This is a genomic window from Rhodanobacter sp. ANJX3 (assembly GCF_014200755.1).
Classification (GTDB): Bacteria; Pseudomonadota; Gammaproteobacteria; order Xanthomonadales; family Rhodanobacteraceae; genus Rhodanobacter.
The window spans coordinates 1-20,174 of record NZ_JACHCM010000011.1; the positions used below are offsets into that span (position 1 = coordinate 1).

A 20,174-nucleotide genomic window follows, 5' to 3' on the forward strand; every position below is an offset into this window, starting at 1 on the left:
GGTCCAGCGTTTGATTTCTTCTTCCATCACGATGCTCATGGGGGTGCTCCCTTGGGAAAGTAACACCTGAGCAGGATTTCAGTGGGTCATTACATCGTCGCGCAAGCGGCCGTTGAACGATTCGATGTAAGCGTTCTGGTTCGGCTTACCCGGTTCAATCAGGCGTAACTGCACGCCACGCTCGTGCGCCCAGGTGACCATCGCCTTGCCACAGAACTCTTTGCCGTTGTGCCCAAGGGCAGGCTTCGCGCTGGCTGCGAATCACCTTGGGCAAGCCACGGCTGAGCGCGAGGCAATCCATCACCCGCGTCACGCCGAGGCCTGAGATCGCGCCGACCGACATACCGCTTTTGGCCTGACGCAAGGCAAAAGCGATCTGCTCTTCGCTGAACTTCGATTTTTCATAGCGAAACCGCCTCGCTGCTTGGGGTTAGTTCCGCCGAACTTCTAGATTTTTGGATGGCTCAAATAGCTGGAGGAGGTTACCCTCGACTTAGCCCATTGCTCGTTCCAATTCGGGAATCAGCTTGAAAAGGTCGCCGACCAAGCCGATGTCGGCGATCTCGAAGATAGGCGCTTCGCCGTCCTTGTTGATGGCGACGATGGTACCGGCGTCCTTGATACCGGTCAGGTGCTGGATGGCGCCGGAGATGCCGATGGCCATGTACAGCTCAGGGGCGATGATCTTGCCGGTCTGGCCGACCTGCATTTCGTTCGGTACGTAGCCTGCATCCACAGCAGCGCGCGAGGCGCCTACGGCAGCGCCGATCTTGTCGGCAAACTTGTAGATGATGTCAAAGTTTTCTTTCGAGCCGACGCCGCGGCCGCCGGAGACGACCTTGCTGGCGCTCTGCAGGTCGGGGCGATCGCTGCTGCCCTGCTTAAGTTCGACGAAGCGCGTATGTGTCGGCAGCGTAACGTCGAGCGAAAGTGCCTCGATCGGCGCGCTGTTCGCGCCGCTGTTGGCGGCCGGCCACGAGGCCGTGCGGATGGTAGCCACCACGGCATGATCGGCATTGGCCTCGACCGTGACGATAGCGTTGCCGGCGTAGATCGGCCGCTTGAAGGTGTGGCTCGATTCGACGCTCATGACGTCGCTGACCTGAGCCACGCCGAGCAGGGCGGCGACGCGCGGTGCGACGTCCTTGCCGAACGTGGTGGACGGCGCAAACACATGGCTGTAGCCGTTTGCAGCCTTGGCGATCTGCGGCGCCAATACGGCGGCGAGCGGGTGCGCGTTCTCGGCGCGGGCGACGGTCAGCACTTTGCTGACGCCTTCGATCCTGGCGGCATCGGCGGCGACCGCGTCGATGCTGTCACCGAGCACCAGCACATCGATGGACTCGGCTTTGACGGCAACGGCGGCGCTCACGGCGCGGGCGGTGGACGAATTGAGTTTGCCGTCCAGATGTTCGGCAATGACGAGAATCTTGCTCATGGGAAATCTCCAGGATTTCTATATAAATGTCGGCGGCCGGATGTCAGGTTGCTTCTTACAGCAAACCTTTCTGCTTCAGCGCTGCAACGAGTTCGGCGGCATCCTTCACCATCACGCCTTTGCCGCGTTTGACCGGGGGCGCGTAATGGGTGGTTTTCAGATGGTCGTGTGCTTCCACGCCCAGCGAGGCGAAATCGATGCTGTCGATCGGCTTGGCCTTGGCCTTCATGATATCGGGCAGCTTGATGAAGCGCGGCTCGTTGAGGCGCAGGTCGGTGGTGATGACGGCCGGCAGCTCGACTTCGATGGTTTCCAGGCCGGCGTCGACTTCGCGCGTCACCGTCGCTTTGCCGTCGGCAATCTCGACCTTGCCGGCAAAGGTGGCCTGCGGGCGATCCCACAGGGCTGCGAGCATCTGGCCGGTCTGGTTGGCGTCGTCGTCGATCGCCTGTTTGCCGACGATAAACAGCCCGGGCTGTTCTTTTTCGATCAGTTTGAGAAACACCCGCGCCGCGGTCAGCGGCTGCACGGCGTCGGAAGTCACCACGTGAATGGCGCGGTTGGCGCCCATCGCCAGGCCGTTGCGCAGATGGGCGGTGAGGTCGGCCGGGCCGATACCGACCACGACGACTTCCTCGGCCACACCCTTCTCGCGCAGGCGCAGCGCCTCCTCCAGCGCAATATCGTCGAACGGATTGGCCGACAGCTTGACGCCGTCGGTGACCACGCCGCTGCCGTCGGGTTTGACCTGAATGCGCACGTTGTAATCCACCACGCGCTTGTAGCCGACCAGAATTTTCATCAACGATTCCTCTAAATAATGTCCACGGGGACGCGTGTAGCGATGAGACAGTGCACTATTCTAACCCGAGCGGACGTCCGGCCCGACTGCGTTCCGGCCTGTGAAGCGGCTATCTGGCAGATTTACGGGTGAGGACTTCAGTATCATGCTCGATCGTCGTATAAAGCGGACACGAAAATTGCCGTTTGAAACGATTCCGCTGTTCAAGCGGCATTTGGACGCAGCGGTCGGAAGACGACGTATGGCGACTGTCCGGTTCGGTTTCTGCGCTTTTCTCAATGAGCAGCCATGCCCCTTCGCCTCTCCATTGTGATGTGTACCTACAACGGGGCGGAGTATCTGCAGGCGCAGCTCGACAGCCTGCTGGCGCAGACGCGTTTGCCGGACGAGATCGTGATCAGCGACGACGCGTCGACCGATGCCACGATGATGACGCTCGATGCGTTTGCCGCAATCGCCGGGAAGCACGGTGTCGACGTCAGGATTTCAAGACACACCGGCAATGTGGGCTTTGTGGAAAACTTTTCCTCGGCGCTGCGGCAGGCCACCGGCGACGTGGTGTTTCTTTGTGATCAGGACGATGTCTGGTGCCCCGATAAGCTGGCCGTGATGGCGGCGCGATTCGCGCAGGATCCAGATCTGTTGCTACTTCACAGCGATGCGCGGCTGGTCGATGCGCAGGGCCGCTCGCTGAATTGCTCGATGTTCGAGGCGCTGCAGATGACCGCCCAGGAAAAGCAGGCCATCCACGATGGCCGCGCGTTCGAGGTGGTGATGCGGCGCAGTTTCGTGACTGGCGCCACGGCAGCCATGCGTCGCGAGGTGATTGGGCTGGCGCTGCCGATCGCAGCGGACTGGATTCACGATGAATGGATCACGGCGGTAGTGTCGGCGGTCGGAAAAATGGATTTCGTCGACGCACCGCTGATCGACTACCGCCAGCACGGTGGCAACCAGATCGGTGCGCGCAAGCGCACGTTGGCGACGAAGTGGCAGGATCTGATTCTTCCCCGCGGTAGGTTTCTGGCTGACGAGGCGACGCGGTTGAGGCGCCTGGAAACGTTTTTTTCGCAGGCCGGTTTCTTCGATGGCACGGCACGGGCGTCCCAGGTTGCGTATAAGCGCGCGCACTTCGAGCATCGCATGGCGATTGGCCGGCTGCCCCGCTATCGGCGAGCGATACCTATTTTGCGGGAAGCTTACGCGGGCGACTACCGACGTTATGGCACCGGCATTCGTTCGATGCTGCGGGATATGTTACGGCATGACTGACACCCTCGCGACCGATACGTCCGCGGTATGCGCGGTCATCGTGACCTACCAGCCGGATGCTGCCGCCCTGAACGCGCTGCTCGATGCCGTGACGCCACAGGTCGGCGCCGTGGTGGTGGTCGATAACGCCAGCGATGGTGTCTGGCGGCAGACCATCGAGCACACCCGACCGGATATCGCCCTGCTGCGGCAGCCGTGCAACGTGGGACTGGCGGTCGCACAGAACGCGGGCATCGATTGGGCACGAGGGCGTGGATACAGCCACGTGCTGCTGCTGGATCAGGATAGCGAGCCGTGTGCAGGGATGGTGGCCGCTTTGTTGAAGGCGCTGCTGGCACTTTCGACAGACAACAAGGTGGCTGCGGTCGGTCCGCGTTTTCATGACCGGCGCGAGGATCGCGATGCGCCTTTCGTGCGCGTGGGCTTTCCACGCAGCCAGAAGCTGTGGTGCGAGAGCGATGCGCAGTGCATTGCCTGCGATTTTCTGATCAGCTCGGGCGCACTGATTCCCCTGGCCGTGATCGATCAAGTCGGTGCCATGGATGCCGGGCTGTTTATCGACAACGTCGATATGGAGTGGAGCTTCCGCGCTCGTGCAAAGGGTTACGCGCTGTATGGAGTCTGTGCCGCCACCATGCATCATCACCTGGGCGACGAGCGGCGACCGCTGCCGTTCGGCCTGGGCAAGATCGTGGTGCACGGACCGTCGCGGCTGTACTACATGATGCGCAACCGGCTGCGGCTGTACGGCATGCGGCAGACGCCTGCCGTCTGGATAGCGCAGGACGTACCGCGTGTGCTGGTGAAGCTGTTGTTTTTCGGCGTGCTGATCGGGCCGCGCTGGCGCAACCTGCGTTTCATGCTGCGCGGATTGTGGGATGGCCTGATGGGCCGGCAGGGCGCCTGCCCGGCCGACCTGTTGCGCTGACAGAACCGACGCCGCGCCGCCCGAGCCGGCGCCATTACATGTTCTGGTAATTCGGCCCCGAGCCACCTTCCGGCGTCACCCAGTTGATGATCTGGTACGGGTCCTTGATATCGCAGGTCTTGCAGTGCACGCAGTTGGCGGCGTTGATCTGCAGGCGCTTGCCGGCCGCATCGTCGACGATCTCGTAGACGCTGGCCGGGCAGAAGCGCGTGCAGGGGTTGCCATATTCCTCGGCGCATGTCGTGACGCAGATCGACGTGTCCGACACGTGCAGGTGAATCGGTTGATCCTCGTCGTGCTCGGTCGCGGCAAAGTACACGCCGGCGAGACGGTCGCGCGGCGGTAGCGTGCGCTGCACATAGTCGCGCTTTGGCTCTTCCTGCGCACCGAGCTTGTGCAGCGACGACCAGTCGGCCTTGTTCTTCAGCGTCCACGGCGACGCGCCGCCCAGGGCGGTTTCCCACGCGGCGTTCAGCAGGCCGAACCACAGGCCTTTCTTGAACGCGGGTTTGATGTTGCGGACTTTCTTAAGCTCTGCCACCACGTCGGAGGCGCGCAGCTTGGCGTCGAAGCCGGCGGGCTTCAGCTCATTGGCCACCAGATGTTCGGCGGCGAGCATGCCGCTCTTGATCGCCTGGTGCGTGCCTTTGACTTTCGGCACGTTGAGCAAGCCAGCGGTATCGCCGATCAGCAGTGCGCCGGGCATCTCCACGTTGGGCAGCGACTGGTAGCCGCCGGTGACGATGGCGCGCGCGCCGGCGGAAAGAATTTCGCCGCCCTCGAGCAGCGGCTTCAGCGACGGATGGTTCTTCCACTGCTGGAACGCTTCCCACGGTTTGTAGTCGGGGTCGCTATAGTCTAGGCCGCTGACGTAACCCAGGGCCACGCGGTCGCCGTCCAGGTGATAGATGAAGCTGCCGCCGTAAGTGTGGCTGTCGGCGGGCCAGCCGAAGCTGTGCACGATCTTGCCCGGCGTGGCGCGTCCTGCCGGCAGCTGCCACAGCTCCTTGATGCCGATGGAGTAGGCCTGCGGATCCTTGCCCTGGTCGAGCTTGAAGCGCTTGATCAGCTGCTTGGTCAGGCTGCCGCGCGCGCCCTCGGCCAGCACGGTGACCTTGGCCTTGATGTCGATGCCCTGCGCGTAACCGGCCTTGTGCGACCCGTCCTTCGCCACGCCCATGTCGCCGATGCTGACGCCGGCGACCGAGCCGTCCTCATTGAAGATGGTGTCGGCGGCGGCAAAACCGGGGAACACGTCGACGCCCAGCGCCTCGGCTTGCGGTGCCAGCCACGCACACATGGCGCCGAGCGACACGATGAAGTTGCCGTGGTTGCGCATCCCGGGCGGCACCGGCAGCTTGCGCCCGCTGTCCTTGCTGAGCAGCCAAAATTCGTCCTCGCCTGCCGGGACGCAGATCGGCGGCGGATTGTCGCGCCAGCCGGGCAGCAGCGCGTCCAGCGGCTGCGGTTCGATGACCGCGCCGGAAAGAATCTGCGCGCCGATGGTCGAGGCCTTCTCGATCACGCAGACGCTGACCTCGGGTTTGAGCTGTTTCAAGCGGATCGCAAACGACAGCCCGGCCGGCCCGGCACCGACGACGATCACGTCGTATTCCATCGTCTCGCGCTCGCTCATGGCTGGCTCCGTAGTTACTAAGTTGTGCGTGGGTCGGTTGCAAACCGGTGATCAGGCGGTATTGTCCGGCTTCGTGTGCGGCGCGGCAACGCATGCCGCATAACGTCCAATCCCGGCTCGACTTGCACTCTGTTAACCGTGCAACGCGATAATCGGCAGACATATTCAAGGAGAGACCATGAATTCGACGTCGCCGATTGCCGATCTCGACCTGCGCCGCGCCACGCTGTGCCAGCTGCTGCACTGGCTGGCGAGCGGACGGGTGCAGGCGCGCGCGCTGTCAGAGGTGTATCTGGAGGCGATCGAACGGATCAACCCGCAGATCAATGCCTATATCGATCATCGTCCCAGCCTGGTGCAGGACCAGGCGCATATGGCCGATCGCCGCCGCCGCGACGGCGCGATCGGTCGGCTCGACGGCATTCCGATCGCTTTGAAGGACAACTTCGACGTCGCCGGCTGGCCAACGCGCGCTGGCCTGCCGGGGCGTCGTGAGCCGGTCGAGCACGACGCGCATGTCGTGCAGCGGCTGCGCGCATCGGGTGCCGTGCTGGTGGGTCGAACCAATATGGACGAAGGCGCGCTGAGCACCGTGACCGACAACCCTCATTTCGGCGCCACGCACAATCCGCATCGTCACGGGTATACCGCCGGCGGTTCCTCCGGCGGCGCGGCGGCGGCTGTCGCTGCGGGTCTCGCTGTCGCGGCGATCGGCTCGGATAGCCTCGGCTCGATCCGCATTCCGGCCAGCTACTGTGGCGTCTACGCGCTCAAGCCCACGCATGGCGAACTATCGGCGCGCGGTTTGGTGCCGGCCGCGCGCCGTCTCGATGCCGTTGGACTGCTGGCGCGCGGTGTGGACGATCTCACCGTGCTGCTGCAGGTGCTGGCCGGGTACGACGCCGACGACGCGCGCTCGCGCCGGCGCCGGGTGGCGTTTGCGCTGCCGGACTGGGAGCCGGGTCATCTGCGCGCGGGCTTTCTGCCCGACCTCGCCGCCATCGGCGTGCAGCCGGATGTGATCGACGTGTTCGAGTCGGCGATGGCCAAGTTACCGCATGCGCTGGGCGATCGGCGCACGGTGGATTTCGACGACTGGGATTTCGCGCGCACGCGCCGAGCTGGCCTGTTGTTGATGGAAGCCGAGATGCTCGGTACGTTTGCGGCGGATCTGGCCGACGCGCAGCACCCGGTGTCGCCGCGCTTCCGCGACATGCTCGGCTACGCCGCTGGCAAGAGCGCCGCCGACTATGCTGCCGCCGATCGCGTGCTCGATGCGGCCACGTTGAAGATGCGTCGACTGTTCGCCCAGGTCGACGTGCTGATTCTTCCCACCACCTCGCAGGGTGCGTTTGCACTCGATGGCCCGATACCGGATTCGCAGGCGGATCTGGCCAGCTTTGCCAGTCTCGCCGGCTGCCCGGCGGTCAGTCTGCCGATGGGCACCTTGCCCGATGGCATGCCGATCGGCCTGCAGCTGGTCGGTGCGCGGGGCTCGGACCTGCGCCTGCTGGAACTGGCCGCGGTGTGTGCCGCCACCCTCGACGCCGAGCCGGCGTATCCGGTGATCGCCTGATCATCGCGTACCATGTGAGGTCTTGCATCTACGCGTGCATCTACGCGCCCGGGTCGCCCGGTCATCCACACCACTGCGTATCGTTTTATCCAGGCCATGACCACTGATTTTCTGCCGCCGCATTCCCATCTCGATGACCTCGAAGCCGAGAGTATCCACATCTTCCGCGAGGTGGCGGCGAGTTTTCGGCATCCGGTGATGCTGTATTCCATCGGCAAGGATTCTTCGGTGCTGCTGCACCTGCTGCGCAAGGCGTTCTTTCCGGCCCGCCCGCCGATGCCCCTGCTGCATGTCGATACGACCTGGAAGTTCCGCGAGATGATCGCCTTCCGCAATGAGGTGGCTGCGGCCGGCGATGTCGAGGTGCTCGTGCACATCAACGAGGACGGCGTGCGCCAGGGCATCTCGCCGCAAACGCACGGCGCCACCGTGCATACCGACGTGATGAAGACAGTGGCATTGAAGCAGGCGCTGGACAAACATGGCTTCGATGCTGCCATTGGCGGTGCCCGTCGTGATGAAGAGAAATCGCGGGCCAAGGAGCGGATTTTTTCCTTTCGCAATGCGCAGCATCGCTGGGATCCGAAGAACCAGCGCCCCGAGTTCTGGCATACCTACAACACGCACATCCGCAAGGGCGAGAGCGTGCGGGTTTTTCCGTTGTCCAACTGGACCGAGATGGATGTCTGGCTGTACATCCAGCACGAGAATATTCCGGTCGTGCCGCTGTATTTCGCCAAGCCGCGGCCGGTGGTCGAGCGTGACGGCGCCCTGATCATGGTCGACGACGAGCGTTTCGTTCTGCATCAGGGCGAATCGGTACAACTGCGCGAGGTGCGGTTTCGCACGTTAGGATGCTATCCGCTGACCGGCGCGGTGGAGTCGTCCGCCTCGACGCTGCGGGAGGTCATCGATGAAATGGTGCGCTCGCGCAGCTCCGAACGGCAGGGGCGGGTGATCGATCAGGACCCTTCGGCATCGATGGAGCGCAAGAAGCAGGAGGGCTACTTCTGATGACCGACGCCAAGGATTTGCTTCGCTTCATTACCTGCGGTAGCGTCGACGATGGCAAGAGCACGCTGCTCGGTCGCCTGCTGTACGACGCCGGCATGGTACCCGACGACCAGCTCGCCGCTCTCACACGGGACAGCCGCAAGCTGCACACCGAGCTCGGCGACGCGCTCGATTTTTCGCTGCTGACCGACGGCCTCGACGCCGAGCGCCAGCAGGGCATCACCATCGACGTGGCCTACCGCTACTTTCATACCGCGCGGCGCAGCTTCATCGTCGCCGACTGCCCTGGGCACGAGCAGTACACGCGCAACATGGCCACCGGCGCCTCCCACGCGGAACTCGCCGTGGTGCTGGTGGATGCGCGCAAAGGCCTGCTGACGCAGACGCGCCGGCACACTTATATATGTGGGCTGCTCGGCATCCGTCAGGTGGTGCTGGCGATCAACAAGATGGACCTGGTCGATTTCGATCAGGGTGTGTACGACGCCATCGCCGACGAGTATCGCGAACTGGCGCAGTCGCTCGGCATCGACCGCGTGCAATGTCTGCCGGTGGCCGCGCCGACAGGAGAAAATGTGGGCAGCCGTTCCGCGCGCATGCCTTGGTACGACGGCCCATGCCTGCTGGAGCTGCTCGAGTCGATCGACGTGGCGGCGGCGCAGGTCGGCGACTTCCGCATGCCGGTGCAGTGGGTGAATCGGCCGGATCAGTCGTTTCGCGGCTATGCCGGCACGATTTGCGGCGGCAGCGTGACCCGCGGCGACGAGGTGGTGATTCAGCCAGGGACGCAAACCGCTCGGATCGAGCGCATCGTCGGCCCTGGCGGCGATCTGCCCAGCGCTTCGCGTGGGCAGGCGGTCACGCTGTGTCTCGATCGCGAGGTCGATGCCAGTCGTGGCGACGTCATTTCCACGGCGCTGCGCCCGGCACCGGTGGCCGATCAGTTCAACTGCCACGTACTGTGGCTGGGCGACGCGGTGATGCTGCCCAACCGTACCTATCTGCTGAAGATCGGCGCGCGCGAGGTGAATGCTCGCGTCATGTCGATCAAGTACAAGGTCGACGTCAACACACAGGCGAAGCTGGCGGCGCGTCTGCTCGAACTGAACGAGGTCGGCTACTGCACGATGGGGCTGGATGGCGATATAGCTTTCGAGGCGTTCGCGACCAATCCCACCCTCGGCGGTTTCATCCTGATCGACCGTCAAAGCAACGCCACGGTCGCCTGCGGCATGCTCGACTATGCGCTGGGCCGTTCGTCCAACGTGCAGTGGCAGCATGTCGATATCGACAAGGTAGTACGCGGCAACAGCAAGGGACAGCGTCCGCTGTGCCTGTGGTTCACCGGGCTTTCCGGTGCCGGCAAATCGACCATTGCCAACCTGGTGGAAAAACGGCTGCACGCGCTGGGTTATCACACCTATCTGCTGGACGGCGACAATGTGCGCCACGGCATCAACAAGGATCTGGGTTTCACGCCCCAGGATCGTGTCGAGAACATCCGTCGCATCGCCGAGGTGGCGCATCTGATGGTGGATGCCGGGCTGATCGTGCTGGTGAGCGTGATTTCGCCGTATCGCAGCGAGCGGCGTTCGGCGCGCGAGCTGTTCGCCGAGGATGAGTTCATGGAAGTCTTCGTCGATACGCCGCTGGAGGAGTGCGAGCGGCGCGATGCAAAAGGCCTGTATCAGAAGGCGCGCGCGGGGCTGATCCGCAATTTCACCGGTATCGATGCGCCGTATGAGCGGCCCGAGTCGCCGGATGTGCACCTGCTTTCATCCGGTCGGCACGCCGAAAGTCTGGCTCAGCAGCTGAGCGAACAGCTGTTGGCCAGAATCGTTCCCTCCTACGATGACGAGGATGAACCGGCGCGTTAGATCGCCGACGTAAGCGGGTGCAACCCGTTGGCTGGATAGTGGGTGAGTGCATGGCGTCGAGCCTTTCGAAAACTGCTGCGCAACGTATCGATCTGTCCGGTGCTGATATCACGCTGCATCCGGGGTGGCTGGCGTCGCACGAGGCCGACGCGCTGTATGCGGACCTGCTGGAAAGCGTAGCCTGGGAGACGCACTACATAAAGCTGTTCGGCCGTGAGGTCGCTTCGCCGCGGTTGAGCTGCTGGATCGGCGACGCGGGTACGGGCTATACCTATTCGCGAACGCGCTTCGAGCCGCGGCCCTGGCCGGAATCGCTGGCCAGCTTGCGCGGTCGCCTCGAAACAGACTGCATGGCGTCCTTCAACAGCGTGCTGGCCAATTTCTATCGTGACGGCAGCGACTCGATGGGCTGGCACAGCGACGACGAGTCGGAGCTCGGCGCGCGACCGGTGATCGCCTCGCTGAGCCTGGGCGCCACGCGATCCTTTCGCCTTCGTCGCCGGTTGCCGCGTGGCGTTCGTGTACAGCGCGGCGACACGCTGTGCCTGCCGCTGACGCACGGCAGCCTGCTGCGTATGGCCGGCGATACGCAGCGGCTTTATCGTCATGAGATTCCCAAGACGCGGCAACCTATCGGCGGGCGGATCAACCTCACCTTTCGCTGGATCGATTCGAAACAGGATTGAACACGTCGAAACGTGGCGCTTATGGTCGCCGCTTGGATTGCCCCGAGCAGGCGGCGATAATGCGTGACTTTCCCGCAGGCTGCCGTCATGACCGACAAGACCGTACTCAATGCCACCCACCGCGCGCTGGGCGCCCGCATGGTCGACTTCGGCGGCTGGGACATGCCGATCAACTATGGCTCGCAGATCGAGGAACATCATGCGGTGCGTCGTGATGCGGGCATGTTCGACGTATCGCACATGACCGTGATCGATCTGCACGGCGCGCGCACCCGCGAGTTTCTGCGCCACCTGCTGGCCAACAGCGTCGACAAGCTCAAGGTCGCCGGCAAGGCGCTGTACTCGTGCATGCTCAACGAGCGTGGTGGCGTGATCGACGATCTGATCGTGTACTACTTCGACGACTCGCATTTTCGTCTGGTAGTGAACGCCGCAACGCGCGCCAAGGATATTGCCTGGATCGAGCGGCAGGCGCGCGCTTTCGACGTGGAGGTGAAGGAACGCCCCGAGTTCGCGATGATTGCGGTGCAGGGTCCGAACGCGCGTGCCAAGGTGATCGGTTTGCTGCACGAGGCGGATCGTTTGCGTATCGAGAAGCTCGGCAAGTTTTCCGCTGCCGCCGCACAGGGGCCTCGCGGTATGCCGCTCTTCGTCGCCCGCACGGGCTACACCGGCGAGGACGGTTTCGAGATCATCGTGCCGGAAGAACACGCCATCGCGTTGTGGGAGGCGCTGGCCAAGGCCGGCGTCGTTCCCGCCGGGCTCGGCGCGCGCGATACGCTGCGACTGGAGGCCGGCATGAACCTCTACGGTCAGGATATGGATGAGGACGTCTTGCCGTGGGAGGCCAATCTCGCCTGGACGGTGGCGCTGGACGAAGGACGCGACTTCATCGGGCGGGCCGCGCTCGAGGCGCAAAAAGCCGCAGGGGTTCCGCGCGCGATGGTCGGCCTGGTGCTCGACGACAAGGGCGTGCTGCGGCACGGTCAGAAGGTGCTCACGGCCCAGGGCGAGGGCGAGATTCTTTCCGGCAGCTTTGCCCCGACGCTCAACAAGGCGGTGGCGTTCGCGCGCATTCCCGCCGGTGATCCCGGCGACATCCGCGTGGATATCCGCGGCCGCGAGGTGCCGGTGCGTCTGGTGAAATATCCCTTCGTGCGCGACGGCAAGCCTTGCGAAGGTATCTGAAATCCACGTCCGGGCTGGTTCAGTCGCCGGACGTTTTGCGCTGCGCCGTATGCGGCTAGAATCCACCCATCCCCCTGCTACCCAACCACTGGACCCGATCATGAGTGAGATTCCCGGCGATCTGAAATTTCTCAAGTCCCACGAATGGGCCCGCGTCGAAGACGACGGCCTGGTTCGCGTGGGTATCTCCGACCATGCCCAGAGCCAACTTGGCGATCTGGTGTATGTCGAGCTGCCGGAAGTCGGTGCCGACATCAAGGCGGGTACCGGCGCTGCCGTGGTCGAGTCGGTGAAGGCGGCATCGGACATCTATTCGCCGATCTCCGGTGAAGTGGTCGAGGTCAACGAGATCCTCAGCGACAAGCCGGAGACCATCAACGAAGACGCCTACGGCGACGGCTGGATATTCCTGGTCCGACCCAGCGACCGCGCCGAGCTCGACGAGCTGCTCGATGCCAACGAATACGAAGAGCTGGTCGAGAACGAAGATCACTGAATCTTCGCTTTCGCGTCAAAGATCAACGGCCGCCTTTGCGGCCGTTGATCTTTTCGAACACTCGATTTCTCGATCACGCAAAACGAAGCTATCGAGCGGCTGCGACGGACAGTGGGCTGGTCGATAGGAAGAAGGTGTCGAGCCGAAAAATTTTCACACTCACGCATGCGATGGACGGCTCGTCGATTCCATCTCCAGATGACACATCGCGACGGCAAAAACATCGCCGATCGGCGCGAAGATTTCTCTTCGACGGGTTCACCCGCGGACGATCGGCAGGCTCCTTCGCGTCCGCTTCGAGCGAAGCGTCGGCCTTCAGAAACGAAAAATTCTGGCTCGACAAAAATATATTTTCGTCATGCCAGTGGCGTCCCGTTCATGTCCGCGGCGGCGATCGGATGGAAAAATTTGCGCGCTATTTTCAAGGCATTGAAATACCTTGATTTTGATCCGGAAAGAGAAGTTTTGTATTAAAACCCTTTGAAACAAGGGTTTTTGATGTCTTCGCGTATTTGAATGAAAACATTGTATGGACGTCTGGACGTCCATAGGAATATTTGTCTATGCCTCCGGAAGCGTTGGTGTGCCGGGGTTTGAGGGGGCTACAAAGGGGGTGAAGTGGATTGATTTCATGGCTAAAATCAATTGACAGCTGAAATCTTCAGGGATAGCTTTCGCAACAGATCACGGGGAATGTGCGTTATGGCAACAGCAAAATTCATTAAGCCGTATGTCGAGCACGGTGAAAAGGCAAACGCGGTACGCAAGATCACCGTCTCGATTCCGCTGCATGTTTTGCGGCGGCTTTCCGATTTGCGTACACACCGTCAAGTGAACAACCTTCGGCACGCTACCAACAGCGACTTGTTGGTTGAGGCGTTCCTGCACGCTTTTACTGGGCAACCACTGCCAACTGATGAGGAGCTGAGACGAACTATGGCCACTGCCAAAAAAACCACCGCAAAGAAACCGGCCGCCAAAAAGGCTGCCAAAAAATCCACCGTAAAGAAGGTTGCTGTCAAAAAGACCGCCACCAAGAAAGCCGCCGTGAAGAAAGTCGCCGCCAAGAAGGCTGTGAAGAAGGCGGTAAAGAAGGTTGCTGCCAAGAAGCCGGCAGCGAAGAAGGTTGCCGCCAAGAAGCCGGCTGCCAAGAAAGCCGTGAAGAAAGCTGCACCGGCCAAGGTGGTCAAGGCCACCAAGACCTCCAAGAAGTAAGCAAGGCAACACGTACACCAATAAAACTAGGTCATCGATACTTCTTTCCCCGCGGTGCCCAGCGCGGGGAAAGCACTTCGAAAAGATTCGTCCCGGCTTGCCGGGACGCTTCGTTTCAGGAGTCTGAAACATCCAGCGACCCCTGTTGGGGGCTGACAGGTTCCATGCGATCGCGGGAACCACGCGGTGGCGGCGTAAGGCGAATCGTCTTGGGTGGTTTGGCGCGGCCGCTTCGGCCTTACGCTGAGAGCACTCGCTATTTGCCGTGCTGCCTCATTGGGGTTACCTTTCACACATCCGCGCCGCGACCCGTCAGGGGACTGGTCGCTCCTACAGGGGGAAAAGCGCGGGTATCTATTCGATACCCAAGCGAGAGACCATGGATACCCGATACTTACTCGATACGCGTCGTCGTGCGCGCGGGGCTGCGAAGCCCCTGGTTGTTGCCGTCATTGTTGTACTCGCCGTACTGGTGATCGGCGCGTGGTTTCTGATCATCAAGCCGCATCAGGAGATGATGGCGGAGGATGCCGGAGGCCGCCCGTCCGCACTGATCGCGCCGTCGCCTGGAGCAGCCCCGACGCCACCGGCGAATGTGGCATCCATGGACGTCAACCAGCTGCTCGATGAAGCGCGCCGGGCCATCAACGAACAGCGCTATCTCGCGCCAGCGGGAAACAACGCGTTCGAATTCTATCTACGCGTATTGGCCAAGCAACCGGGCAATCAGGTGGCGGCCGATGCGTTGCGTGAAACGTTCCCGTATGCGGCGACATCCGCGGAGCAGGTGATCAACGCCCGCGACTTCAACGAATCCCAACGTCAGATCGATCTGTTGGCCAAGGCCGACCCGGCCAACTTCACTTTGACCATTCTGCGTTCCAAGCTCGACGCTCAGCGCAAGCTGCAGGACAAGCAAGAGCAGCAGGCGATCGATCAGCAGAAGGCGCAGCAGCTGGCGGCGCAGAGGGCCGCCACAGAAAAGGCCGAAGCGGACAAGCTGGCTGAGCAGCAGAAAGTTCAGGCCGCCGAAACGGCGCAGCTGAGGACGCGCCAGGCTAGTGCGGCGACGCAACCGGCCCAGCAGCAGGCCATAGTGGCAGCGCCGACGGCTGCCGGCCAGAGCGAGCGCGCCGCGGCTGGCGCTATCGGGAAAACCAGTGAGGCGGTTCTGGTGAAGGGTGCCGAGCCCGTGTATCCGCAGAGCGCATTGCGCGCTCACCAGGCCGGCTGGGCTGTGGTGGCATTCACCATCGATCCCAATGGCCGCACCAGTGACGTCCACGTTACGAACTCTCAGCCCAGGCACGTATTCGATCGTGCCGCCATCGATGCGGTGACGCGTTATCGTTTTACTCCGGCGATGAAAAACGGAGAGCCTGTCGCCAGTACGCGAGAGCAAAGAATCGAGTTCAACCTCTGATCGAAGATTCAGGGTGGGAAAGAACGGTGCAGAGATGCGCCGTTCTTTTTGGTATTTGCTGCGGAATCAATGCGGCTTTCGAGCTTTGCGGGGCTTGCCGCTTTTCTTTGTTGTAGCTCCTGGCGCGGTGGCGCTCTCGATGCCCGCCCAATCGACGTGCGGCAGCCCCAGCAGGTTGTCGAACACCATGGGCATGAGTCCGCTGGGCACTGGACCGGTCGAGTTCCACAGAGTCACCACGCCAGCGCGGTACTTCGGAAAGAAGCCGATCATGGTGCGATAGCCGGCCACGGCGCCGGCGTGATAGATCAGCGTTTCGCCGCCGTAATTGTAGACACGCCAGCCCAGCGCGTAGTACGCGGATTTCAGTCGCGCGCTGCGCCAGGGTGTGGCGCGCAGTTCGGTCGGTGTGACCACGCCGGGTGTGTGCAGCACATCGAGCAGGGATTGGGGAAGGACGTCCGGACGTGCGCCCATTTGCGCGGCCAACCACTTTTCCATATCGTGCAGGCTGGCGTTGACGCCGGCCGCTGGCGCGACGCGGTAATAGGTTTCCGTGGGCTCGAACGGGATCCAGCCGTTTGCCGAGGGTCGGTGCGGCCGTGCCCAGCTCGGGCTGGATTCCAGCGCAGCCAGGCCGTAGCTCGCCGTGGTCATGCCCAGCGGATAAAAGATGCGCTTGTCGACCAGGCGATAGAAAAAGTCGCCGGTGCGCGCCAGCACGATGTCGCCGATCATGCCGAAGGCCACGTTCTGATAGCCGTAGCACTGGCCCACGCCACAGGCCATGTCCACTTCATCGAGCTTGCGCACGAGCTCTTCGTAGGACACCTCGCCTTCGAGCATGCTGTCGTAGGTGTTGCGCGGCAGACCGAGGCGCTGGCCGAGGATGTCGCTCACCGTCGCTTGCGCGCTCGCCTGCGCGTCCTTGAGCTTGAAGTACGGCAGCACATCGACCAGCTTGGTATCCCAGCTCAGCTTGCCGTCCTGGACCAGCAGGCCCGTCAGCGCGGTGGCAAACGCTTTGGACAGCGAGGCGAGTCGAAATACGGTGTCGGGTGTGATCGGCTTTTGCGTCGACACGTCGGCGTAGCCGACGGTGCGTTCCAGTACGACCTTGTCATCGATCACCACCGCGGTCGCCAGGCCAGCCACTGCGTCACTCTCGGCGAGCCGATCGAGCCAGCGTTGATAGTCGGCCAGCGTGTCTTTGATACGTGCAGCCGGCAGGTTCTGCTCGACCGCTGCACCAGTGGCGACTTTCGGCGGCGCGGTGACGGCAGGCTGGGCGATCACCGCGGGGCTCGCCAATGCGCCTATGCTCGCGATCAGCAAAAAACACTTTTTCAAAGGCATGGTTTTTTTGGTTTCATGCGGCGAACGAGCGGTCCGCGATTGGATGATATGACGCGTATGGGCGTCGGAATCGACTTCTTATTTCTTTGATTGTCTAGCACTGGATGTCAGTCCACAACGGATAGGACGGTTTTTTGCGTTAGCCGGCAAAGGCGTCGATGTAACGCGGCGCCGAACCCTGTGTGGACGCCCTTGTTTCGGAGCGCGCGCGCTCTGCCTTGAGCTTTGACATAAAGAGCCGGCCTTGGTTCGTCGCCATCGCCACACCGAAGCCGACACGCGCGTCCGGCATCTGGCCAACGTGCGTCAATCGTCCCGAAAGAAACAGCGGCGTCGACAAGCGTGTTTTTGCGTTGCTTTGTCTGTCTACCTTCACGCATATCCGTTGGAGCGCGATCTGCGCGTGCTAGTCTTTTTGCGAACGCCCTGGATAAGCCCGTGAACTCATCTCGTGACGCTGTTGTGGGCAAACCTGACGCGGGTCAATCCGCCGCACCGATGCTGTCGGCAGTGGCGTTTTTCTTCGTGATGACGTCGTACTACATCGTGCGACCCGTGCGCGATCAACTCAGCGGTGCGGTGGGCTCACCGTCGCTCCCGCTTTTCTATGGCGTGGTGTTTGCCGTGATGCTGCTGTTCACGCCCGCCTTCGGTCTGCTGGTTGCTCGTTATCCGCGAAGGCAGCTGCTGGGTTGGAGCTACAGCTTTTTCATTCTGTCGCTGCTCGCCTTCGTGCCGGCCTTCATGGCGCAGGATCGCATCGGAGCGCGTCAGCTCGGTGTCGCCTTTTTCGTGTGGGTCAGCGTGTTCAATCTGTTTGTGGTGTCGCTGTTCTGGAGCTTCATGGCCGACATCTTTTCCAGCCTGCGCGCGCGCAAGGTCTTTTCACTGATTGCGCTGGGCGGCATGGCGGGCGCGATCTTCGGTCCGCTGATCACCAAATTTCTGGTGGTGTGGATCGGCGTGGCGCCGCTGCTGGTGGTGTCGGCTGTCGCGCTGGGGCTGGCGCTGGTCATTCTGTTGACGATTTCCGCGCAGCACGATCGCCAGCCGGGCAGCCACGGTGACGAGGCGGTGGGCGGTTCGCTCTGGGCCGGCGTGCGCGAACTGTGGACGAGGCCGTTCCTGCGTTACATGGCGCTGCTGATGCTGTTCGGTGACGGCATCGGCACGCTTGCCTATGCGCTGGTGGCCGACTACGCCAAGGCGCATATCGTCGGCAATGTCGCGCGTACGTCGTTCTACAACGATCTGGATCTCTACACCAACCTGCTCGGTGCGCTGCTGCAGCTGACGCTGACGCCGTGGCTGCTGATTCGGCGTGGCGCCGGCTGGGGGTTGGTGCTGGCGTCGCTGGTCAATGTGGCATTGCTCGCCGGCGTGGCGTGGGTCGGTGGCGGCGGTGTCGTGCTGTTCGGCTACGGCGTATCCGTGTTGGCGGTAATGATTGTCACCACACGTGGCTTTGCCTATGGCATGACCAAGCCGGCGGTCGATTCGCTGTACACCCGGGTGCCGCGCGAAACGCGCTACAAGGGCAAGAACTTCGTCGAGACGGCCGTCTGGCGCCTGGGCGATGTGCTGGTCACCAGCGGCGTGAATGGCCTGCATGCGTTCGGTTTGGGTGTGGCAGGGCTCGCTGTGGTTGGCACCGGCGTTGCGGCTATCGCCACTGTCGTTGCGCGGCGCGCAGGATGGTCCGCCGATCTGGCGCCGGAGACGCCTCAGCAGGTGACGAAAGCAAAGCACATCGATGAATAAACCCGATCTTCAGCTGGTGATGTAGCGCTGCAGGTGTTCGATCTGCTCGGCCTGCGCGTCGATGACCGCCTTTACCAGATCGCCGATCGAAATCACGCCGACCACAGCACCGTCCTTGACCACGGGCAAATGGCGAACGCGGCTGTCGGTGCATAGGCGCATGCAGTCGAATACGTCGGTATCCAGACTTACCGTAAGCGGTTCGCTGTGCATGATGTCGGAGACGGCCGTGGCGGCCGACGAACGCCCCTGCAGGATCACTTTACGCGCGTAATCGCGTTCCGACACGATGCCCAGCAGATGCTCGCCCCGCATCACCAGCAGCGCGCCCACGCGGTGCTCGGCCATTTGCTTGATCGCGTCGAGCACCGGGGCGTCCGGCGCAATGGTGAAAATCGTGCTGTCCTTGCTTTCGAGCAGATGTCGGACCTGGTGCATGACGGGGTCTCCTGCAGGCCCGGACGGGCCGAGTTCAGCGAGTCTACTGCGGCGCCATGACGGGCGGTAGTGACCTGCCGAAGCCGGTTGAAAGTGCGCGCTTGCCGTTCATCGCGGTGGTTCAGCTCGACTGTCGCGGCGGCCGGTGTTCTTCGATGAAATACAGCGGGCGCCGCTTGCTCTCGGCGTAGTTGCGCCCCAGGTATTCGCCGATCACGCCAAGCGCCAGCAGCTGCACTCCGCCGAGGAACAGAATGACCAGTATCAGCGTAGGGTAGCCGCGCACCACATCGCCGTAGAACAGCGCGCGGATCAGCACGAAGAAACCGTAGACGAAGGCAAAGCCGGCGGACGCGACGCCGACCCAGGTGGCCAGCCGCAGCGGTGCGGTGGAAAACGAGGTGATGCCCTCGATCGCCAGTTGCGCCAGCCGCCAGTAATTCCACTTGGTGATACCGGCCTGGCGAGGGTCGCGCAGGTAACGCACGGCGGTCTGCTTGTAGCCGATCCAGCTGAAAAGCCCTTTCATGAAACGTTGGCGTTCGCGCATCTGGGCCAGCGCATCGAGGGCGCGTCGCGACAGCAGGCGGAAGTCGCCGGTGTCTCGAGGTATCGCAGTATCCGATAGCTTGTTCATGCTGCGATAGAACGCCGCTGCAGTGAATCGCTTGAAGCGTGTTTCGCCGGCGCGCGCGCTGCGCGTCGCGTAGACGACGTCAAAGCCGGCGCGCCACTGTTCCACCAAGGCCGGAATGAGCTCGGGCGGGTCCTGCAGGTCGGAGTCGATCACCACAGCGGCATCGGCCGTCACGTGGTCGAGGCCGGCCGTCATCGCCGCCTCCTTGCCGAAATTACGCGAGAGCTTGAGCGCGCCGGCGCGTGGATCGCTCGCGACCAGGCGCTCGATGATGGACCAGGTGTCGTCCTTGCTGCCGTCATCCACGTAGAGCACGTCGCAATCCAGAGCGAGACCGTCCAGCACCTTGCTCAGGCGCTGATGAAAAGTCGTCAGCACATCCGATTCGTTGTACGCGGGAACAACAACGGTGAGTTGCGGCATGGCAGGCG

At 62.5% G+C, this 20,174-nt stretch carries 19 protein-coding genes and 1 pseudogene; 12 read left to right on the forward strand and 8 right to left on the reverse strand.

Annotated elements, in window-relative coordinates; all coding sequences use genetic code 11:
* Positions 1 to 93: 93 nt before the first annotated feature.
* The 3 genes and pseudogenes from HDE76_RS19365 to HDE76_RS19375 form a co-directional block, all read right to left on the reverse strand.
* A pseudogene (locus tag HDE76_RS19365) lies at positions 94 to 328 on the reverse strand (integrase core domain-containing protein); the annotation flags it as partial.
* A 165-nt stretch (positions 329 to 493) separates the two neighbouring features.
* A complete protein-coding gene (locus HDE76_RS19370) occupies positions 494 to 1,438 on the reverse strand; it encodes an FAD-binding protein (protein WP_179482459.1) in 945 nt (314 codons plus the stop codon).
* A 55-nt stretch (positions 1,439 to 1,493) separates the two neighbouring features.
* On the reverse strand, positions 1,494 to 2,240 hold the full coding sequence (locus HDE76_RS19375; protein ID WP_179482457.1) for an electron transfer flavoprotein subunit beta/FixA family protein: 747 nt from the start codon (positions 2,238 to 2,240) through the stop codon (positions 1,494 to 1,496).
* Positions 2,241 to 2,528: 288 nt separating this feature from the next.
* Between HDE76_RS19375 and HDE76_RS19380 the strand changes: the two genes are divergently transcribed.
* Both HDE76_RS19380 and HDE76_RS19385 read left to right on the forward strand, forming a co-directional pair.
* A complete protein-coding gene (locus HDE76_RS19380; protein WP_255481701.1) occupies positions 2,529 to 3,512 on the forward strand; it encodes a glycosyltransferase family 2 protein in 984 nt (327 codons plus the stop codon).
* Positions 3,505 to 4,440, forward strand: a complete 936-nt coding sequence (locus tag HDE76_RS19385) for a glycosyltransferase family 2 protein (RefSeq protein ID WP_184510011.1) — start codon at positions 3,505 to 3,507, stop codon at positions 4,438 to 4,440. Before HDE76_RS19380 ends, HDE76_RS19385 begins: the two co-directional genes overlap by 8 nt.
* A gap of 34 nt (positions 4,441 to 4,474) precedes the next feature.
* Here HDE76_RS19385 and HDE76_RS19390 read toward each other — a convergent pair whose 3' ends face one another.
* Positions 4,475 to 6,076: an electron transfer flavoprotein-ubiquinone oxidoreductase gene (locus HDE76_RS19390; RefSeq protein WP_179482453.1), complete on the reverse strand. Its 1,602-nt coding sequence runs from the start codon at positions 6,074 to 6,076 to the stop codon at positions 4,475 to 4,477.
* Positions 6,077 to 6,254: 178 nt separating this feature from the next.
* On the opposite strand from HDE76_RS19390, the gene HDE76_RS19395 reads away from it, so the two are divergent.
* The 9 genes from HDE76_RS19395 to HDE76_RS19435 all read left to right on the forward strand — a co-directional run bounded on the left by HDE76_RS19395 (position 6,255) and on the right by HDE76_RS19435 (position 15,551).
* The gene (locus tag HDE76_RS19395) at positions 6,255 to 7,652 is read left to right on the forward strand and encodes an amidase (protein ID WP_184510013.1); all 1,398 of its coding nucleotides are present in this window, start codon (positions 6,255 to 6,257) and stop codon (positions 7,650 to 7,652) included.
* A 96-nt stretch (positions 7,653 to 7,748) separates the two neighbouring features.
* The gene (cysD, locus tag HDE76_RS19400; RefSeq protein ID WP_179482449.1) at positions 7,749 to 8,666 is read left to right on the forward strand and encodes a sulfate adenylyltransferase subunit CysD; all 918 of its coding nucleotides are present in this window, start codon (positions 7,749 to 7,751) and stop codon (positions 8,664 to 8,666) included.
* Positions 8,666 to 10,543: an adenylyl-sulfate kinase gene (gene cysC, locus HDE76_RS19405; RefSeq protein WP_184510015.1), complete on the forward strand. Its 1,878-nt coding sequence runs from the start codon at positions 8,666 to 8,668 to the stop codon at positions 10,541 to 10,543. The genes cysD and cysC overlap by 1 nt, the downstream gene beginning before the upstream one ends.
* Before the next feature lie 50 nt (positions 10,544 to 10,593).
* The gene (locus HDE76_RS19410; protein WP_184510017.1) at positions 10,594 to 11,229 is read left to right on the forward strand and encodes an alpha-ketoglutarate-dependent dioxygenase AlkB; all 636 of its coding nucleotides are present in this window, start codon (positions 10,594 to 10,596) and stop codon (positions 11,227 to 11,229) included.
* An 87-nt stretch (positions 11,230 to 11,316) separates the two neighbouring features.
* Positions 11,317 to 12,417: a glycine cleavage system aminomethyltransferase GcvT gene (gcvT, locus tag HDE76_RS19415; RefSeq protein ID WP_179482442.1), complete on the forward strand. Its 1,101-nt coding sequence runs from the start codon at positions 11,317 to 11,319 to the stop codon at positions 12,415 to 12,417.
* A 100-nt stretch (positions 12,418 to 12,517) separates the two neighbouring features.
* A complete protein-coding gene (gcvH, locus tag HDE76_RS19420; RefSeq protein ID WP_179482440.1) occupies positions 12,518 to 12,913 on the forward strand; it encodes a glycine cleavage system protein GcvH in 396 nt (131 codons plus the stop codon).
* Positions 12,914 to 13,111: 198 nt separating this feature from the next.
* Complete coding sequence (locus HDE76_RS19425; RefSeq protein ID WP_179482438.1) at positions 13,112 to 13,387, forward strand: hypothetical protein; 276 nt, start codon at positions 13,112 to 13,114, stop codon at positions 13,385 to 13,387.
* 228 nt (positions 13,388 to 13,615) lie between these two features.
* Positions 13,616 to 14,128 carry a met regulon transcriptional regulator MetJ gene (metJ, locus tag HDE76_RS19430; protein ID WP_179482436.1) on the forward strand — a complete coding sequence of 171 codons (513 nt, stop codon included), beginning with the start codon at positions 13,616 to 13,618 and terminating at the stop codon, positions 14,126 to 14,128.
* A 379-nt stretch (positions 14,129 to 14,507) separates the two neighbouring features.
* Entirely contained in the window at positions 14,508 to 15,551 is a 1,044-nt protein-coding gene (locus tag HDE76_RS19435; RefSeq protein ID WP_184510019.1) for an energy transducer TonB, read from the forward strand.
* A 66-nt stretch (positions 15,552 to 15,617) separates the two neighbouring features.
* Here the strand turns inward: HDE76_RS19435 and HDE76_RS19440 are convergent, their stop codons facing one another.
* The gene (locus tag HDE76_RS19440) at positions 15,618 to 16,907 is read right to left on the reverse strand and encodes a serine hydrolase domain-containing protein (protein ID WP_184510021.1); all 1,290 of its coding nucleotides are present in this window, start codon (positions 16,905 to 16,907) and stop codon (positions 15,618 to 15,620) included.
* 139 nt (positions 16,908 to 17,046) lie between these two features.
* Positions 17,047 to 17,247, reverse strand: a complete 201-nt coding sequence (locus tag HDE76_RS19445; RefSeq protein WP_179482430.1) for a hypothetical protein — start codon at positions 17,245 to 17,247, stop codon at positions 17,047 to 17,049.
* Between the two features lie 158 nt (positions 17,248 to 17,405).
* Here HDE76_RS19445 and HDE76_RS19450 point away from each other — a divergent pair, with 158 nt between their 5' ends.
* The gene (locus HDE76_RS19450) at positions 17,406 to 18,668 is read left to right on the forward strand and encodes an MFS transporter (RefSeq protein ID WP_184510086.1); all 1,263 of its coding nucleotides are present in this window, start codon (positions 17,406 to 17,408) and stop codon (positions 18,666 to 18,668) included.
* Positions 18,669 to 18,677: 9 nt separating this feature from the next.
* Here the strand turns inward: HDE76_RS19450 and HDE76_RS19455 are convergent, their stop codons facing one another.
* Positions 18,678 to 19,106, reverse strand: a complete 429-nt coding sequence (locus HDE76_RS19455; protein WP_179482428.1) for a CBS domain-containing protein — start codon at positions 19,104 to 19,106, stop codon at positions 18,678 to 18,680.
* A 121-nt stretch (positions 19,107 to 19,227) separates the two neighbouring features.
* Positions 19,228 to 20,166: a glycosyltransferase family 2 protein gene (locus tag HDE76_RS19460; protein ID WP_179482426.1), complete on the reverse strand. Its 939-nt coding sequence runs from the start codon at positions 20,164 to 20,166 to the stop codon at positions 19,228 to 19,230.
* Positions 20,167 to 20,174: the final 8 nt, after the last annotated feature.

Excerpts from the sequence above, each read along its gene's own strand:
- HDE76_RS19460 (WP_179482426.1), bottom strand. The coding sequence starts at position 20,166 with ATGCCGCAACTCACCGTTGTTGTTCCCGCGTACAACGAATCGGATGTG.
- HDE76_RS19370 (WP_179482459.1), bottom strand. The coding sequence starts at position 1,438 with ATGAGCAAGATTCTCGTCATTGCCGAACATCTGGACGGCAAACTCAAT.
- HDE76_RS19440 (WP_184510021.1), bottom strand. The coding sequence starts at position 16,907 with ATGCCTTTGAAAAAGTGTTTTTTGCTGATCGCGAGCATAGGCGCATTG.
- cysC (WP_184510015.1), top strand. The coding sequence starts at position 8,666 with ATGACCGACGCCAAGGATTTGCTTCGCTTCATTACCTGCGGTAGCGTC.
- HDE76_RS19375 (WP_179482457.1), bottom strand. The coding sequence starts at position 2,240 with ATGAAAATTCTGGTCGGCTACAAGCGCGTGGTGGATTACAACGTGCGC.
- HDE76_RS19410 (WP_184510017.1), top strand. The coding sequence starts at position 10,594 with ATGGCGTCGAGCCTTTCGAAAACTGCTGCGCAACGTATCGATCTGTCC.
- HDE76_RS19450 (WP_184510086.1), top strand. The coding sequence starts at position 17,406 with ATGCTGTCGGCAGTGGCGTTTTTCTTCGTGATGACGTCGTACTACATC.
- metJ (WP_179482436.1), top strand. The coding sequence starts at position 13,616 with ATGGCAACAGCAAAATTCATTAAGCCGTATGTCGAGCACGGTGAAAAG.
- HDE76_RS19425 (WP_179482438.1), top strand. The coding sequence starts at position 13,112 with ATGACACATCGCGACGGCAAAAACATCGCCGATCGGCGCGAAGATTTC.
- gcvT (WP_179482442.1), top strand. The coding sequence starts at position 11,317 with ATGACCGACAAGACCGTACTCAATGCCACCCACCGCGCGCTGGGCGCC.
- HDE76_RS19385 (WP_184510011.1), top strand. The coding sequence starts at position 3,505 with ATGACTGACACCCTCGCGACCGATACGTCCGCGGTATGCGCGGTCATC.
- HDE76_RS19395 (WP_184510013.1), top strand. The coding sequence starts at position 6,255 with ATGAATTCGACGTCGCCGATTGCCGATCTCGACCTGCGCCGCGCCACG.
- HDE76_RS19455 (WP_179482428.1), bottom strand. The coding sequence starts at position 19,106 with ATGCACCAGGTCCGACATCTGCTCGAAAGCAAGGACAGCACGATTTTC.
- HDE76_RS19380 (WP_255481701.1), top strand. The coding sequence starts at position 2,529 with ATGCCCCTTCGCCTCTCCATTGTGATGTGTACCTACAACGGGGCGGAG.
- HDE76_RS19390 (WP_179482453.1), bottom strand. The coding sequence starts at position 6,076 with ATGAGCGAGCGCGAGACGATGGAATACGACGTGATCGTCGTCGGTGCC.
- cysD (WP_179482449.1), top strand. The coding sequence starts at position 7,749 with ATGACCACTGATTTTCTGCCGCCGCATTCCCATCTCGATGACCTCGAA.
- gcvH (WP_179482440.1), top strand. The coding sequence starts at position 12,518 with ATGAGTGAGATTCCCGGCGATCTGAAATTTCTCAAGTCCCACGAATGG.
- HDE76_RS19435 (WP_184510019.1), top strand. The coding sequence starts at position 14,508 with ATGGATACCCGATACTTACTCGATACGCGTCGTCGTGCGCGCGGGGCT.